Raw genomic sequence first — 14,302 nt, forward strand, 5'->3', positions numbered from 1 at the left:
TGCCCCTCACCCTAACCCTCTCCCCATAGGGGAGAGGGAACCGATCGAGCCCCTCGCCCCTATGGGGAGAGGGGTTGGGGTGAGGGGACCCAAAACCCCTCACAACATTGCAACCACGCCTGCGCGCTGTGCGACAAATACACCCCTTCACGCCAAATCATCCCTAACTGCCAGTGGAGATCGCTCTCCAGCGGGATCCAGCGCAGCGTGTTTTTATCCAGCCGCTCGCAGATCGGCTGCGGCAGAATGGCAATCCCCACGCCCGCCTGCACCATCGCCGCCAGGAAATCCCACTGGCCGCTGCGCACCGCAATGCGCGGCTTCACGTTATGGTGGTTAAACAGGGTCATCAGCTGGCGGCTTAAGGCGAAGTCTTCGTTGTAGATCAGCAGGGGATGCTCGCCAAGCAGCTCGGGCTTCACCGAGTCTATCGTTAGCCAGTCGCCGGAGCGGGGCACCAGCACGCACAGCGGGTGGCTAAAGAGCGGGAGCGTCGCCAGACCACTCTCCTCCTCCACGGGAAGGGCCGTCATCGCCACGTCCAGCTCGCCGTTGATCACCGCCTGCTGCACGGTCAGGCCGCCAAATTCAGAAATTTTAAGCTCAACGCCGGGGTAGCGCTGGCGGAACAGGCTAATCGGCCCGGCCATCATCATGCCGACCATTGGCGGAATGCCGAGACGTAACAGACCTTTAGTCAGGTGGTTGATGTCCGCAAGCTCGGCCTCAAGCTGGCGGAACTCGCCCAGGATCGCCAGCCCGCGCTCGAACACCACGCGTCCGGTATCGGTCAGCAGTAGCTTGCGCCCATCGCGGATCAGCAGGGTACAGTTCAGCTCATCTTCGAGGTTTTTCAGCATTTTGCTGATGGTCGGCTGGGTAACGAACAACTTCTCCGCTGCGCGGGTAAAACTTTGCTGGCGAACCACCTCGACAAAATAGCGCAGCGTTCTTATGTCCATGATTATTCCTCGAAACTATACCTTCGATGATTTTAATTCATTTCAGTCGATGACGTACGCTCACTATACTGGCGCCTCGTCTCATTTCTGAGGAAAACCCCCATGGCCGTGGCGTTAAGCCGTGTTACGCCTGCCGTTGTGCAACGACTCCAGGTACCGGTTCAGGTACTGCTCTACGCGGGACTGTTTGTTTTTGCGGAATATCTTGTTGACTGGCTGCACCTGCCTTTACCCGCCAACCTGGTGGGGATGGTGCTGATGCTGACGCTGATCCTTTCACGTGCGTTACCCCTTAGCTGGGTGCGGGCCGGCGCGCGCTGGCTGCTGGCGGAGATGCTGCTGTTCTTCGTTCCGGCCGTGGTAGCCGTGGTGAACTATGCGCAGCTGCTGATGGTCGACGGCTGGCGCATCTTCGCGGTTATCGCCCTGAGCACGCTGATGGTGTTGGGCGCTACCGCCTGGGTGGTGGATAACGTGTATCGGTTTGAAATCAGCAGGCAGAAGCATGACTAACTTTCAGATAAGCGTGCTGTGCCTGATTGCGACAGTCGTCATCTACTTTGCCAACAAGCGCCTGTACCGCCGCTTCCGCGCGCTGCCGCTGATGCCGCTGGTCTTCACGCCCATCCTGCTGGTGCTGATGCTGGTATTCGGCCATATCTCCTGGCAGAACTACATTGGTGAGTCCCACTGGCTGCTGTGGCTGCTCGGCCCGGCGACCATCGCCTTTGCCGTCCCTGTCTATGACAACCTGAAGATTATTAAACGCCACTGGATGTCGCTCAGCGCGGGCGTCATTACCGCGACGGTGGTGGCGGTGTGCAGCTCGGTCTGGCTGGCGCGGCTGTTTACCCTGCCTGATGAAATTCAGCGCAGCCTGGCCGTGCGATCGGTCACGACGCCGTTTGCGCTGGCAGCGGCTAAACCGCTCGGCGGGCAGCCGGATCTGGTGGCGCTGTTTGTGGTGGTCACGGGCGTCTTTGGTATGGCGGTGGGGGATGTGCTGTTCCTGCGGCTCTCTATCCGGGAAGGCATGGCGAAGGGGGCAGGATTTGGCGCGGCGTCGCACGGCGCGGGGACGGCGCGTTCGTATGAACTCGGTCAGCAGGAGGGGGTTGTCGCAAGCCTGGTGATGATGCTCTCGGGCGTGACGATGGTGCTGATTGCGCCGCTGGTGGCGTGGGTGATGTTTTGAACTCCCCGGCCAGAGCGGCCGGGGAGAAAGGCTTAGTGAGCGCGGCCCTGCTCAACGCCCAGGCCGGTCTGTGAACGGATAAACTGGGCGCGGAATTTCTCACGCTCCAGATTACCCTCCGGCGAGTTGTCGGTAGCCGAGAAGACCCAGATACCGATAAACGCCACGGCAATGGAGAACAGCGCCGGGTACTCGTACGGGAAGATAGCGCTTTCGTGACCGAGGATCTGCACCCAGATTGTCGGGCCCAGAATCATCAGGATCACCGCCGTCAGCAGGCCCAGCCAGCCGCCAATCATCGCCCCACGGGTGGTCAGTTTTGACCAGTACATGGAGAGCAGGATGATCGGGAAGTTACAGCTTGCGGCAATCGAGAAGGCCAGCCCCACCATAAACGCGATATTCTGCTTCTCGAACAAAATCCCCAGCAGAATGGCGACCACGCCCAGCACCAGCACGGTGATCTTAGAGACCTTCAGCTCATCGCGCTCGCTCGCGCCTTTGCGGAAGACGTTGGCGTAGAGATCGTGCGATACCGCAGACGCGCCCGCCAGCGTCAGCCCTGCCACCACCGCAAGAATGGTGGCGAAGGCCACGGCGGAGATAAAGCCGAGGAACAGGTTGCCGCCCACCGCGTCGGCCAGATGCACCGCCGCCATGTTGTTACCGCCGATCAGCGCGCCCGCCGCGTCTTTAAACGCCGGGTTCGCCCCCACCAGCATGATTGCGCCGAAGCCGATGATAAAGGTCAGGATGTAGAAGTAACCCATAAAGCCGGTGGCGTAGAAGACGCTCTTGCGCGCTTCACGCGCATCGCTCACGGTAAAGAAGCGCATCAGGATATGCGGCAGGCCAGCGGTACCGAACATCAGCCCGAGACCGAGAGAGAGTGCGGAGATCGGGTCTTTCACCAGCCCGCCAGGGCTCATGATCGCTTCCCCTTTCGGGTGGACCGCCATCGCTTCGGTAAACAGATTATTGAAACTAAAGCCGACGTGCTTCATCACCATAAAGGCCATAAAGCTGGCGCCGAACAGCAGCAGCACGGCTTTGATGATCTGCACCCAGGTGGTTGCCAGCATGCCGCCGAACAGGACGTACATCACCATCAGGACGCCCACCAGCACCACTGCGACGTGGTAGTTCAGGCCGAACAGCAGCTCGATCAGCTTGCCTGCCCCCACCATCTGGGCAATCAGGTAAAGGGCCACGACCACCAGCGAGCCGCAGGCTGAGAGCATGCGGATAGGGCCCTGTTTCAGGCGGTATGAGGCCACGTCGGCAAAGGTATAGCGACCGAGGTTACGCAGGCGCTCGGCAATCAGGAACAGAATGATCGGCCAGCCGACGAGGAAGCCGAGGGAGTAGATCAACCCGTCATAGCCGGAGGTGTAGACCAGCGCGGAGATCCCAAGGAACGAGGCGGCAGACATAAAATCACCCGCAATCGCCAGCCCGTTCTGGAAGCCGGTAATGTTGCCGCCCGCGGTGTAGTAATCATTACGGGAGCGCACGCGTTTCGACGCCCAGTACGTAATGTACAGCGTCAGCACCACGAAAATCAGGAACATCACAATCGCCTGCCAGTTGGTTGGCTGGCGCTGTACCTCACCGGTAATGGCATCTGCCGCATCGGCAGCAAAGGGAAGTGTGGCGGCGAGCGCCGTCAGAACTCGCTTCATGATGCTTTTACCTCTTGCAGTACCGCTTTATTGAGACGATCGAATTCACCGTTGGCGCGCCAGACGTACACGCCCGTGAGCAAGAATGAAATCACAATCACGCCAATGCCAATCGGAATGCCGCGTGTGACGCTGGTACCCTCATGCAGCGGGGTGCCCAGCCAGTGCGGCGCAAAGGCGATCAGCATAATAAAGCCGACGTAGATAACCAGCATGATGATGGAAAGAATGAAGGCAAACCGTTGCCGCTTATCGACGAGCTCCCTGTAGTGCGCACTATTCTCTATCTGCTGACAAATATCGTTATTCATCACAGAGTTCTCCAAAGGTAAGGTTGGTTTGTTTTTAGTCCCCTCTCCCCTTTGGGGAGAGGGTTAGGGTGAGGGGAGGAAAGTGCGGTCTGATGCCCTCACCCCGGCCCTCTCCCACGGGGAGAGGGAGAAAAGATTACGATGGCATTGCGATGGCCTGCTTCTCTTCGAGCAGTTTTTCCACCACGCCAGGATCCGCGAGCGTTGAGGTATCACCGAGGTTGCTGGTGTCCCCCGCCGCGATTTTGCGCAAGATACGACGCATGATTTTGCCGGAACGGGTTTTCGGCAGCGAGTCGGTCCAGTGCAGCACGTCCGGCGTGGCCAGCGGGCCAATCTCTTTACGTACCCAGTTGCGCACTTCGGCGTACAGCTCCGGCGACGGCTCTTCGCCGTGGTTCAGGGTGACATAGGCGTAAATCGCCTGGCCTTTGATGTTGTGAGGGATCCCGACAACCGCCGCTTCGGCAATCTTCGGATGCGATACCAGCGCCGATTCAATCTCCGCCGTGCCCAGACGGTGGCCGGAGACGTTCAGCACGTCGTCCACGCGTCCGGTGATCCAGTAATAGCCGTCTTCGTCGCGGCGCGCGCCGTCGCCGCTGAAGTACATGTTTTTAAAGGTCGAGAAGTAGGTCTGCTCGAAGCGCTCGTGGTCACCGAACAGGGTGCGCGCCTGGCCCGGCCAGGAATCGACGATCACCAGGTTGCCCTCGGTGGCCCCTTCCTGCGGATTACCTTCGTTATCCACCAGCGCAGGCTGCACGCCGAAGAACGGACGGGTTGCCGAGCCAGCCTTCAACTGCGTCGCGCCCGGCATCGGGGTGATCATAAAGCCGCCGGTTTCGGTCTGCCACCAGGTGTCCATCACCGGGCACTTCTCGTTGCCGATCTTTTTCCAGTACCACTCCCAGGCTTCCGGGTTGATGGGCTCGCCCACGGAACCGAGGATGCGCAATGAAGAACGGTCAGTGCCCTCAATGGCTTTATCACCTTCCGCCATTAACGCGCGGATGGCCGTTGGCGCGGTGTAGAGAATGTTGACCTGGTGCTTATCGACCACCTGACACATGCGCGCCGGGGTCGGCCAGTTCGGTACGCCTTCAAACATCAGCGTGGTTGCGCCGCATGCCAGCGGGCCGTATAGCAGATAGCTGTGCCCGGTGACCCAGCCCACGTCGGCAGTACACCAGTAGATGTCGCCCGGATGGTAGTCGAAGACGTATTTGAAGGTGGTAGCCGCATAAACCAGATAGCCGCCGGTGGTGTGCAGCACGCCTTTCGGCTTACCGGTGGAGCCGGAGGTATAAAGAATGAACAGCGGATCTTCCGCGTTCATCTCTTCCGGCTGATGCTGGTCGCTCGCGTTCTCAATCAGGTCGCTCCACCACAGGTCACGCCCCTCGTTCCAGTCGATCCTGCCGCCGGTACGCTTAAGGACGATGACGTTACTGACCGTTTTGACGTTCGGGTTTTTCAGCGCCTCATCGACGTTTTTCTTCAGCGGGATACCGCGGCCCGCACGCACACCTTCGTCGGCGGTGATCACCAGCTTCGAGTTTGAGTCGACAATACGCCCGGCAACCGCCTCAGGGGAGAAGCCGCCGAAGATAACGGAGTGGATCGCGCCGATGCGCGCGCAGGCCAGCATGGCCACCGCCGCTTCCGGCACCATCGGCATGTAGATGGCGACCACGTCTCCCTTTTTGATGCCTTTATCCAGCAGGACGTTGGCGAAGCGGCAGACGTCGCGGTGCAGTTCTTTATAGGTAATGTGTTTGCTCTGAGAGGCATCGTCGCCTTCCCAGATAATGGCGGTTTCATTCCCGCGTTCGGCAAGATGGCGGTCCAGGCAGTTCGCCGCCAGGTTCAGCGTGCCATCTTCATACCATTTAATGGAGACGTTGCCTGGCGCAAAGGAGGTGTTCTTCACCTTCTGGTAAGGTTTGATCCAGTCAAGGATGTGGCCCTGCTCGCCCCAGAAGGCGTCCGGGTTGGTAACAGATTGCTGATATTTCTCGTGGTACTGCTCCGGGCTGATCAGGCAACGGTCCGCAATGTTTGCGGGAATGTCGTGTTTGTGTATTTGGCTCATGGCTTTTTTTCTCCTTGTAAGATGTTAATAATATGTCGCAAAAACGTTAATAGTAGGGGCTTTACAAGCTTTGTTTATTATTTGGGCGGCAGATCACGCATTGTCTGAAGAGTATGAAAAACGAGCGAATGAAACTTTGAAGGGAAATAATTTACGATAACTATTATTCACATTTTCGTTTAAAAAAGCGTTTTTATAACAAAAGGTTATTTATAAGAATTAGAATAAACTCCCGTCATCGTCGCTTTTGTGAGTGAAACGCGTCGTTCTTTAAGGCTTGCGCAACAGGTCGCGCAAATGATACTCATACGCCGCGTTAAAAAATCCCATAAACCAACGCAACACAATTCATACCCTTTCAGTATGTCTCCATATTCATGCAGTTTGCGTGAATAAGGCGCTTCATTGAGGAAGTCAGTTTCTATGAAAAACGTTAAAGTCAGCCTGGCCTGGCAGATCTTAATCGCCCTTGTGCTGGGCATTCTGCTGGGCAGTTACCTCCACTATCACAGCGACAGCCGCGAATGGCTGATTGCGAACCTGCTCTCTCCGGCAGGCGATATTTTTATTCATCTGATTAAGATGATAGTGGTGCCGATTGTGATCTCGACGCTGGTGGTCGGTATCGCGGGCGTCGGTGATGCGAAGCAGTTAGGCCGTATCGGCGCGAAAACTATTCTCTATTTCGAAGTGATCACTACGGTTGCGATTATCCTCGGCATTACGCTGGCGAACGTGTTCCAGCCAGGCTCCGGGATCGATATGTCGCAGCTGGCGACGGTGGATATTTCGAAATACCAAAGCACCACTGCTGACGTGCAGAGCCATTCCCACGGTCTGATGGGGACAATCCTGTCGCTGGTGCCGACCAACATCATTGCTTCCATGGCGAAAGGCGAGATGCTGCCGATCATCTTCTTCTCGGTGCTGTTTGGCCTGGGGCTCTCCTCTCTGCCCGCAACGCACCGTGAACCGCTGGTCACCGTGTTCCGATCTGTCTCCGAAACCATGTTCAAAGTGACCCACATGGTGATGCGCTACGCGCCGGTCGGGGTGTTCGCACTTATCGCAGTGACCGTGGCGAACTTCGGTTTTGCCTCCCTGTGGCCGCTGGCGAAGCTGGTGATCCTGGTGCACTTCGCGATCCTGTTCTTCGCGCTGGTGGTGCTAGGGATTGTGGCGCGCCTGTGCGGGCTGAGCATCTGGATCCTGATCCGTATCCTGAAGGATGAGCTAATTCTGGCGTACTCGACGGCAAGCTCTGAGAGCGTGCTGCCGCGCATTATTGAGAAGATGGAGGCGTACGGTGCTCCAGCGTCTATCACCAGCTTCGTGGTGCCGACCGGCTACTCCTTTAACCTGGATGGCTCAACGCTGTACCAGAGTATCGCCGCTATCTTTATTGCGCAGCTGTACGGCATTGACCTGTCGCTGTGGCAGGAGATCGTGCTGGTGCTGACCCTGATGGTGACGTCTAAAGGCATCGCTGGCGTGCCGGGCGTCTCCTTCGTGGTGCTGCTGGCTACGCTTGGCAGCGTCGGTATTCCGCTGGAAGGTCTGGCGTTTATTGCCGGTGTGGACCGTATTCTCGACATGGCGCGTACGGCGCTGAACGTGGTGGGGAATGCCCTGGCGGTGCTGGTTATCGCCAAGTGGGAACACAAATTCGACCGTAAAAAAGCGCTGGCGTATGAACGCGAGGTGCTGGGACGTTTTGATAAGACGGCCGACCAGTGATGTAAGGTATTCTACCCTCTCCCTTTTGGGGAGAGGGTTAGGGGATTCTACTCCCCGCTCAACGCATCAAACTCTTCACACCCCGTATCAAACCCTTCCGTACAGCTCAGGTTTAACCAATAGAGTGCTTTCTGTTTATTGGACGTAATAAAGCCTTTCTCACCTTGCTGGAATAGCATTCCTGCCCAGTATTCGGCGTAGCCCGTGCGTGACAGAGACGAGCTGCGCTTAAACCATGACGCCGCCTGGACGTCGTCCTGCGCCACTTCTACGCCGTTGGCATAAATCAGCCCCAGCAGCAGCTGCGCATCGACCGCCGAGTCGTTGTCGATATCTTCGGTCGCTGTTTGCAGGAGCTTGATGGCCTGAGGATAGTCGGTTTTACCCGCCTGCGTGTTGACCAGCACGCGCGCCAGCATGATCGCGCCGCGTTTGCTGCCCGCGATGTTGGCCTGCTGTGCCAGGGCTTTGGCCTGGGCGTAATCGCCCTGCGTGAAGAGGATTTGTGACAACAGCGCCATGGCATCAACATCGCCGCCTTTTGCGGCTTTCTCTGCCCACAGCGCTGCCTGCTTTCTGTCACCGGAGCTGAAGTAGGTATCGGCGAGATAATACTGGGCGCGGGCATCGCCGGCTTCCGCCTGCTTCTGATACTGGCTGCCTATCTCATCCGCGCGGGCGAACGATGTTAAAAATAACAACAACAGAAAAATGGCTTTCATGGATTCTTATCATCTGGGTACACGCCGCGCAGTATAATCGCGATAGCAAAAGAAAAAAATGGGTGCATTAAGACCTCAGCATCCTACAAGCCGGGCGGAACCGTGGTTCCGCCCGAAGAGGTTAGCCTGCGTTGCAGGCTAATTTCGCCGCTACCTCCTGATGTTCACCCTTTATTGAAAACTCGCAGAGCTTACCGCGAGTAATAAAGGTAAAAATCACTATCGTCAGGCAAACAATAAAAACGATGCCTAACGCAGCTTTTAATGGCGTCATGCCTTTTACTCCTTGTCAAAAAAAGAATAAGAGGCTACTCTCAACCTGTTGGTAGTTGAGGGAGTAGCCTCGGGTAAATGAAAATTTCCCGGGGCTTCCTACTTTCTGTCCCTCAACAATGCTCAAGACAGAAAGTCTTAAGCACCCGCCGCACATCTTATCCCTCTGAATTAAAATGCAAAGATGTAATTCTGTTCAGCGCGAATTACATTATTTTTGCGAGCCGCTTTCCAGAATAATAATTGATATTTTTAATGTGCTAAGCGGAAATAAAAAGGGAGTGAATATATCACTCCCTTTATTCAACGATTAAATAACGGCTTCAGCCCATTGCGCTTTCACGCAGCCGTGCTTTCAGCTTGTTATATTCGTCGATCACATACTGTTCCGCCGCGCGTTGATCCGCAATCGGCTCCACGTTGACGGCGCAGTATTTATACTCCGGCGTTTTGGTTATCGGGCTTAGGTTCTCCGTCACCAGCTCGTTACAGGCACCAATCCACCACTGGTAGGTCATATAGACCGCCCCCTTGTTTGGACGGTCGCTGACCTGCGCGCGGGTGATGATGCGGCCTTTGCGCGAGTTCACCCACACCAGCGCTTCATCCTCAATGCCGAGGCGCTCCGCGTCGGCGGTGTTGATCTGCGCGTAGCCCGGCTCATCCGCCAGCGCCGCCAGCGCGGCGCAGTTGCCGGTCATCGAGCGACAGGAGTAGTGACCCACTTCACGCACGGTGGAGAGCACCATCGGAAACTCCTCGGTAAGCTTATCGATCGGCGCGACCCAGTCGCAGGTGAAGAACTGCGCCAGCCCGTTCGGGGTGTCGAACTTCTCTTTAAAGAGGTACGACGTCCCCTGGTCAGCTTCGGACTCATCGCGGCACGGCCACTGGATATACCCCAGCTCACCCATTTTTTCATAGGTGGCGCCGTAGAAGTCCGGACACAGACTGCGCAACTCGTCCCAGATTTCCTGAGTGTTGTTGTAGTGCATCGGGTAGCCCATGCGGGTGGCGATTTCGCTGATGATCTGCCAGTCGGTTTTCAGATCCCACTTCGGCTCGACCGCCTTAAAGAAGCGCTGGAAGCCGCGATCCGCCGCCGTGTAGACGCCTTCATGCTCGCCCCAGGAGGTCGACGGTAAAATGACATCCGCCGCCGCTGCAGTTTTGGTCATGAAGATATCCTGGACAATCACCAGCTCCAGATCCTCAAACCCTTTGCGCACCGCAGAGAGCTCGGCGTCGGTCTGGAGCGGATCTTCACCCATGATGTAGGCCGCACGCACTTCGCCGTGCGCCGCGCGGTGCGGCAGCTCGCTGATGCGATAGCCGGTGTGTTCCGGTAGGCTCTCGACACCCCAGGCTTTTGCGAATTTCTCGCGGTGTTCCGGGAACTTGACGTACTGGTAGCCCGGATAGGTGTCCGGCAGCGCCCCCATGTCGCACGCGCCCTGGACGTTATTCTGGCCGCGCACCGGGTTCACGCCCACATGCGCCTTGCCCAGGTTTCCCGTTAGCATCGCGAGGCTTGTCAGGGAACGCACGGCTTCCACGCCCTGGTAGAACTGGGTCACGCCCATGCCCCAGAGAATGGCGGCGGTTTTCGCCCCGGCGTACATCCGCGCCGCCTGGCGGATCTCCTGCGCGCTGACGCCGGTTATTGCCTCTACCGACTCCGGCGTGTAGCCTTCGACGATTTTCCTATATTCTTCAAAGCCTTCTGTACGGCTCGCGACAAACGCCTGGTCGTAAAGATTCTCCTCAATAATGACGTGCCCCATTGCGTTCAACAGCGCGATGTTCGAGCCGTTTTTCAACGCGATGTGCATATCCGCAATGCGCGCGGTTTCGATTTTGCGCGGATCGCAGACGATGATTTTCGCCCCGTTCTGTTTAGCGCGAATAACGTGATTCGCGACGATAGGGTGAGAATCCGCCGGGTTATAGCCAAAGATGAATACGAGATCGGTATTATCTATCTCGTTGATGGCATTACTCATTGCGCCGTTACCGACCGACTGGTGCAGACCTGCAACCGATGGGCCGTGTCAGACGCGAGCGCAGCAGTCGACGTTATTGGTTCCAATAACGGCGCGCGCGAATTTTTGCATCACATAGTTGGTTTCATTCCCGGTCCCGCGTGAAGAGCCGGTGGTCTGAATCGCATCCGGGCCATATTTGGCCTTGATGGCGCTAAGGCGCGTAGCGACGTAATCCAGCGCCTCGCTCCAGGAGACGGCTTCCAGCTTGCCGCCGCGCTCGCGGCGGATCATAGGGGTTTTCAGGCGCGGGGTGAGGATTTGGGTATCGTTAATAAAATCCCAGCCGTAATACCCTTTCAGGCACAGCGTGCCCTGGTTGGTTTTCCCCTGCGCGGCCTCCGCCCGGACGATTTTGCCGTTATCGACCACCAGGTGGATCTTGCAACCTGAGGCACAATAAGGGCAAACCGTGACGACTTTTTTCATCAGTCTGCTCCAGTTAATCAAATCTTTCGCACCCACTAATGCAGCATCTATGCCATGTTTTTGATGTGGTTACTCCTGGGCTTTATGGGCGCTTTTCTGGTGAAAACCCTGACGAAAGGCCGACAATCGTCAAAATTGACGTGTCGAATGGGCAGCGGATGTGACATGGGTTGAATTTCCGTCATGGAAAAAACCATTTCACTGGAGCCGGCGGCAGAATGGTTCAGACTTAACATAATCCCCTGACGGAAGCATATGATGAAACCGGCGATTCTGGTGGTTGATGACGATATGGCGGTCTGCGAACTGCTGCAGGACGTGCTGAGTGAGCACGTCTTTACGGTGCTTGTCTGTCATAACGGCCAGGACGCGCTGAGACGGGTGCAGCAGGAGCAGGATATCGCCCTTGTTCTGCTGGACATGATGCTGCCGGATATCAATGGCCTGCAGGTTTTGCAGCAGCTGCAAAAGCAGCACCCGGCGCTACCGGTAATCATGTTAACCGGGCTGGGCAGTGAATCAGACGTGGTGGTAGGGCTGGAGATGGGGGCCGACGATTATATTGGTAAGCCGTTTAATCCGCGGGTGGTGGTGGCCCGGGTTAAAGCCGTGCTGCGCCGTACCGGGGCGCTGGCGGCAGAAGCGCCGATGCCACGCGTGGCGGGGATAACCTTTAACGACTGGACGCTGGATACCACCCGCTGTGAGCTGATTGATCCGCAGCGTAACGTCGTGCCCTTGACCCAGGGGGAATATGGCCTGCTGCTGGCGCTCACGCAGAATGCCCGTCGGGTACTTAGCCGCGAGCAACTCCTTGAGCTCACCCACAGCGAAAGTACCGAGGTGTTCGACCGCACAATTGACGTGTTGATCATGCGCCTGCGCCGGAAAATTGAAGCTAACCCGCATCAGCCTGCGCTGATTAAAACCATACGCGGGCTGGGCTACGTTTTTGCCGCCGATGTGTCGCATAGCGAGAAAGCGGTCTAAGTATTCTCTTTAATAAACAGCTGCAGTTCGGCCAGCGTTTTCGCGCCGTCAATCGCATTGGCCGCCAGCAGGCTGGCCCGCGCGCAGGCGTGCGCCAGATGAATACTCTCCGTTAGCGTCAGCGATTCATGACAGCCGTATAAAAAGCCCGCGCAAAACGCGTCGCCCGCGCCGACGCTGCCGATAATCTCGTTTTGCTCCAGCTTCCACGACGGAACCCATCGGCCCGCTTCTCCCGGTGTTTCACCCCATGCCCCTTCCGGGCAGTGGATTACCACCCGCTGACGAACGCCTGCCGCCAGCAGCTGCGCCGCGGCATCGGCGATATGGGCGATGTTCAGCGCATCGTCGGCGTCGCGCATCTCCAGCCCGCTAAATTCGCCGGCTTCCAGCTCGTTAATCACCAGGTAATCGAGATGGCGCAGGGCAGGGAGTACCAGCGGCTGATAGCGCGGGTCGCCCTTGCGGGAGACCAGATCGAGCGAGGTTTCATACCCTTGCTCGCGCATTTGCGCCAGCAGCCGCGCGCTGCGGGTGCCAAATTCGTCATCCGGCATATCCAGGCTGTCGAGCAGCAGCAGGTAGCCGAGATGGAAGATCTTCATCGATCCGTCGAGACGATCGAAAGCGGGGAGATCCAGCAGGCGGTTGGCGCCCGGCGAGTGGAAAAAGGTGCGCTGCCCGCTGGGGTCGGTCATCACCTGCGACATGGAGGTTGGCGCGAAGGTGGTGCGCTGCACGCGCTGGCGGTTAACGTGATACTGGTCGAGCATCGCCAGAATGTAATCCCCGTCACCGTCTTCCCCAATCAGCCCCACAGCCTGCAGCGGCAGGCTAACGTGCATTTTCGCCAGCGTCAGCAGAACGTTCAGCGGCGCGCCTCCGGTGGAACGTTCGCTGTGGGTGATTTCCGCCAGCCAGCCGCGCTCCGGCCACTGCACGATCTGGTGGACATGATCCACCAGCATATTGCCAGCGGCGATGATGCCTTTGCGTTCCATTATGCCTGCCTCGCGCTGCCGAAGATGCGCATCTGTTCGGCGACCGTATCGGTAATGGCCTCTTCTATCCCCAGCAGCAGCTCGGCAAACTCATCGTACAGCGGCTGGCGGTTTGCCATGCGCTGATCAACGGCATCCAGCGCGGCCTGCGACATGCCGGTATAAAAATTAATTTTATGAATGCCCAGCTCGATGGCGCGGCGGAAGTCGGCATCGCTAATGCCGGAGCCGCCGTGTAAAACCAGCGGCAGACCCGTCTGCTGGCGAATGGCGTCCAGGCGGGGGAAATCGAGCTTCGGCTCGCCTTTGTATTTGCCGTGCGCGTTGCCGATGGCAACCGCCAGCGCGTCGATGCCGGTCTTATCGACAAATTCCCGCGCCAACTGAGGGTCGGTAAAGAACGCTTCATCCGCATGCCCGTAAAGCGCGCCGCCTTCATCACCGCCTACCGCGCCCAGCTCTGCCTCCACCGAGACGCCCACCGCGTGGCACATCTTCACCACCTCCCGCGTCTGGCGAATGTTTTCCTCGTAGCTCAGCGTCGAGCCGTCGAACATCACCGAGCTAAACCCTAAGCGCAGGGCGCGCACCACCGCCTCAAAATGCAGACCGTGGTCGAGGTTGAGCACCACGGGAATATCGTGACGTGCGGCTTCGAACTTCACCGCTTCGACAAGCGAATCCAGCGACACGTACTTAAAATGCACTTCGGCGATGTTGATGATAAACGGCGAGCGTTCCTGCTTCGCGGCGGCAAACAGCGCGCGCAGGAAGTGGGAGTCAAGCACGTTAAACGCGCCCAGCGCATAGCGATGCGCTCTGGCGTGCTCCAGACCTTCGGCAAGAGAAATCAATGGCATCAT

At 57.6% G+C, this 14,302-nt stretch carries 13 protein-coding genes; 4 read left to right on the plus strand and 9 right to left on the minus strand.

Annotated elements, in window-relative coordinates; genetic code table 11:
* Window positions 1–59 precede the first annotated feature (59 nt).
* On the minus strand, window positions 60–962 hold the full coding sequence (locus tag ACR42C_RS01575; protein WP_166709802.1) for a LysR family transcriptional regulator: 903 nt from the start codon (window positions 960–962) through the stop codon (window positions 60–62).
* Window positions 963–1,064: 102 nt separating this feature from the next.
* Here ACR42C_RS01575 and ACR42C_RS01580 point away from each other — a divergent pair, with 102 nt between their 5' ends.
* On the plus strand, window positions 1,065–1,475 hold the full coding sequence (locus ACR42C_RS01580) for a CidA/LrgA family protein (protein WP_116343851.1): 411 nt from the start codon (window positions 1,065–1,067) through the stop codon (window positions 1,473–1,475).
* On the plus strand, window positions 1,468–2,157 hold the full coding sequence (locus ACR42C_RS01585; RefSeq protein ID WP_116343852.1) for an LrgB family protein: 690 nt from the start codon (window positions 1,468–1,470) through the stop codon (window positions 2,155–2,157). Before ACR42C_RS01580 ends, ACR42C_RS01585 begins: the two co-directional genes overlap by 8 nt.
* Window positions 2,158–2,189: 32 nt before the next feature.
* Here ACR42C_RS01585 and actP read toward each other — a convergent pair whose 3' ends face one another.
* The 3 genes from actP to acs form a co-directional block, all read right to left on the minus strand.
* Window positions 2,190–3,839, minus strand: coding sequence for a cation/acetate symporter ActP (gene actP, locus ACR42C_RS01590; RefSeq protein WP_116343853.1), 1,650 nt, complete (start codon window positions 3,837–3,839; stop codon window positions 2,190–2,192).
* Complete coding sequence (locus tag ACR42C_RS01595; RefSeq protein WP_116343854.1) at window positions 3,836–4,150, minus strand: DUF485 domain-containing protein; 315 nt, start codon at window positions 4,148–4,150, stop codon at window positions 3,836–3,838. The genes actP and ACR42C_RS01595 overlap by 4 nt, the downstream gene beginning before the upstream one ends.
* Window positions 4,151–4,286: 136 nt before the next feature.
* Window positions 4,287–6,245, minus strand: coding sequence for an acetate--CoA ligase (gene acs, locus ACR42C_RS01600; RefSeq protein ID WP_163331058.1), 1,959 nt, complete (start codon window positions 6,243–6,245; stop codon window positions 4,287–4,289).
* Window positions 6,246–6,668: 423 nt separating this feature from the next.
* On the opposite strand from acs, the gene gltP reads away from it, so the two are divergent.
* Complete coding sequence (gltP, locus tag ACR42C_RS01605) at window positions 6,669–7,982, plus strand: glutamate/aspartate:proton symporter GltP (protein ID WP_116343856.1); 1,314 nt, start codon at window positions 6,669–6,671, stop codon at window positions 7,980–7,982.
* Between the two features lie 47 nt (window positions 7,983–8,029).
* On the opposite strand, the gene ACR42C_RS01610 is transcribed toward gltP, so the two are convergent.
* The 3 genes from ACR42C_RS01610 to fdhF form a co-directional block, all read right to left on the minus strand.
* The gene (locus tag ACR42C_RS01610; protein WP_479984667.1) at window positions 8,030–8,704 is read right to left on the minus strand and encodes a tetratricopeptide repeat protein; all 675 of its coding nucleotides are present in this window, start codon (window positions 8,702–8,704) and stop codon (window positions 8,030–8,032) included.
* A gap of 121 nt (window positions 8,705–8,825) precedes the next feature.
* Entirely contained in the window at window positions 8,826–8,978 is a 153-nt protein-coding gene (locus ACR42C_RS01615; protein WP_116343858.1) for a Hok/Gef family protein, read from the minus strand.
* Window positions 8,979–9,300: 322 nt separating this feature from the next.
* Window positions 9,301–11,448, minus strand: coding sequence for a formate dehydrogenase subunit alpha (gene fdhF / locus ACR42C_RS01620; protein ID WP_479984668.1), 2,148 nt, complete (start codon window positions 11,446–11,448; stop codon window positions 9,301–9,303).
* Between the two features lie 258 nt (window positions 11,449–11,706).
* Here fdhF and ACR42C_RS01625 point away from each other — a divergent pair, with 258 nt between their 5' ends.
* Window positions 11,707–12,438, plus strand: coding sequence for a response regulator (locus ACR42C_RS01625; RefSeq protein ID WP_479985175.1), 732 nt, complete (start codon window positions 11,707–11,709; stop codon window positions 12,436–12,438).
* Here ACR42C_RS01625 and ACR42C_RS01630 read toward each other — a convergent pair.
* Entirely contained in the window at window positions 12,435–13,442 is a 1,008-nt protein-coding gene (locus ACR42C_RS01630; protein WP_316380642.1) for a carbohydrate kinase family protein, read from the minus strand. The genes ACR42C_RS01625 and ACR42C_RS01630 overlap by 4 nt on opposite strands.
* Window positions 13,439–14,299, minus strand: coding sequence for a ketose 1,6-bisphosphate aldolase (locus tag ACR42C_RS01635; RefSeq protein ID WP_166712662.1), 861 nt, complete (start codon window positions 14,297–14,299; stop codon window positions 13,439–13,441). The genes ACR42C_RS01630 and ACR42C_RS01635 overlap by 4 nt, the downstream gene beginning before the upstream one ends.
* Window positions 14,300–14,302: the final 3 nt, after the last annotated feature.

This window comes from Enterobacter sp. MG-EB028, assembly GCF_056673305.1.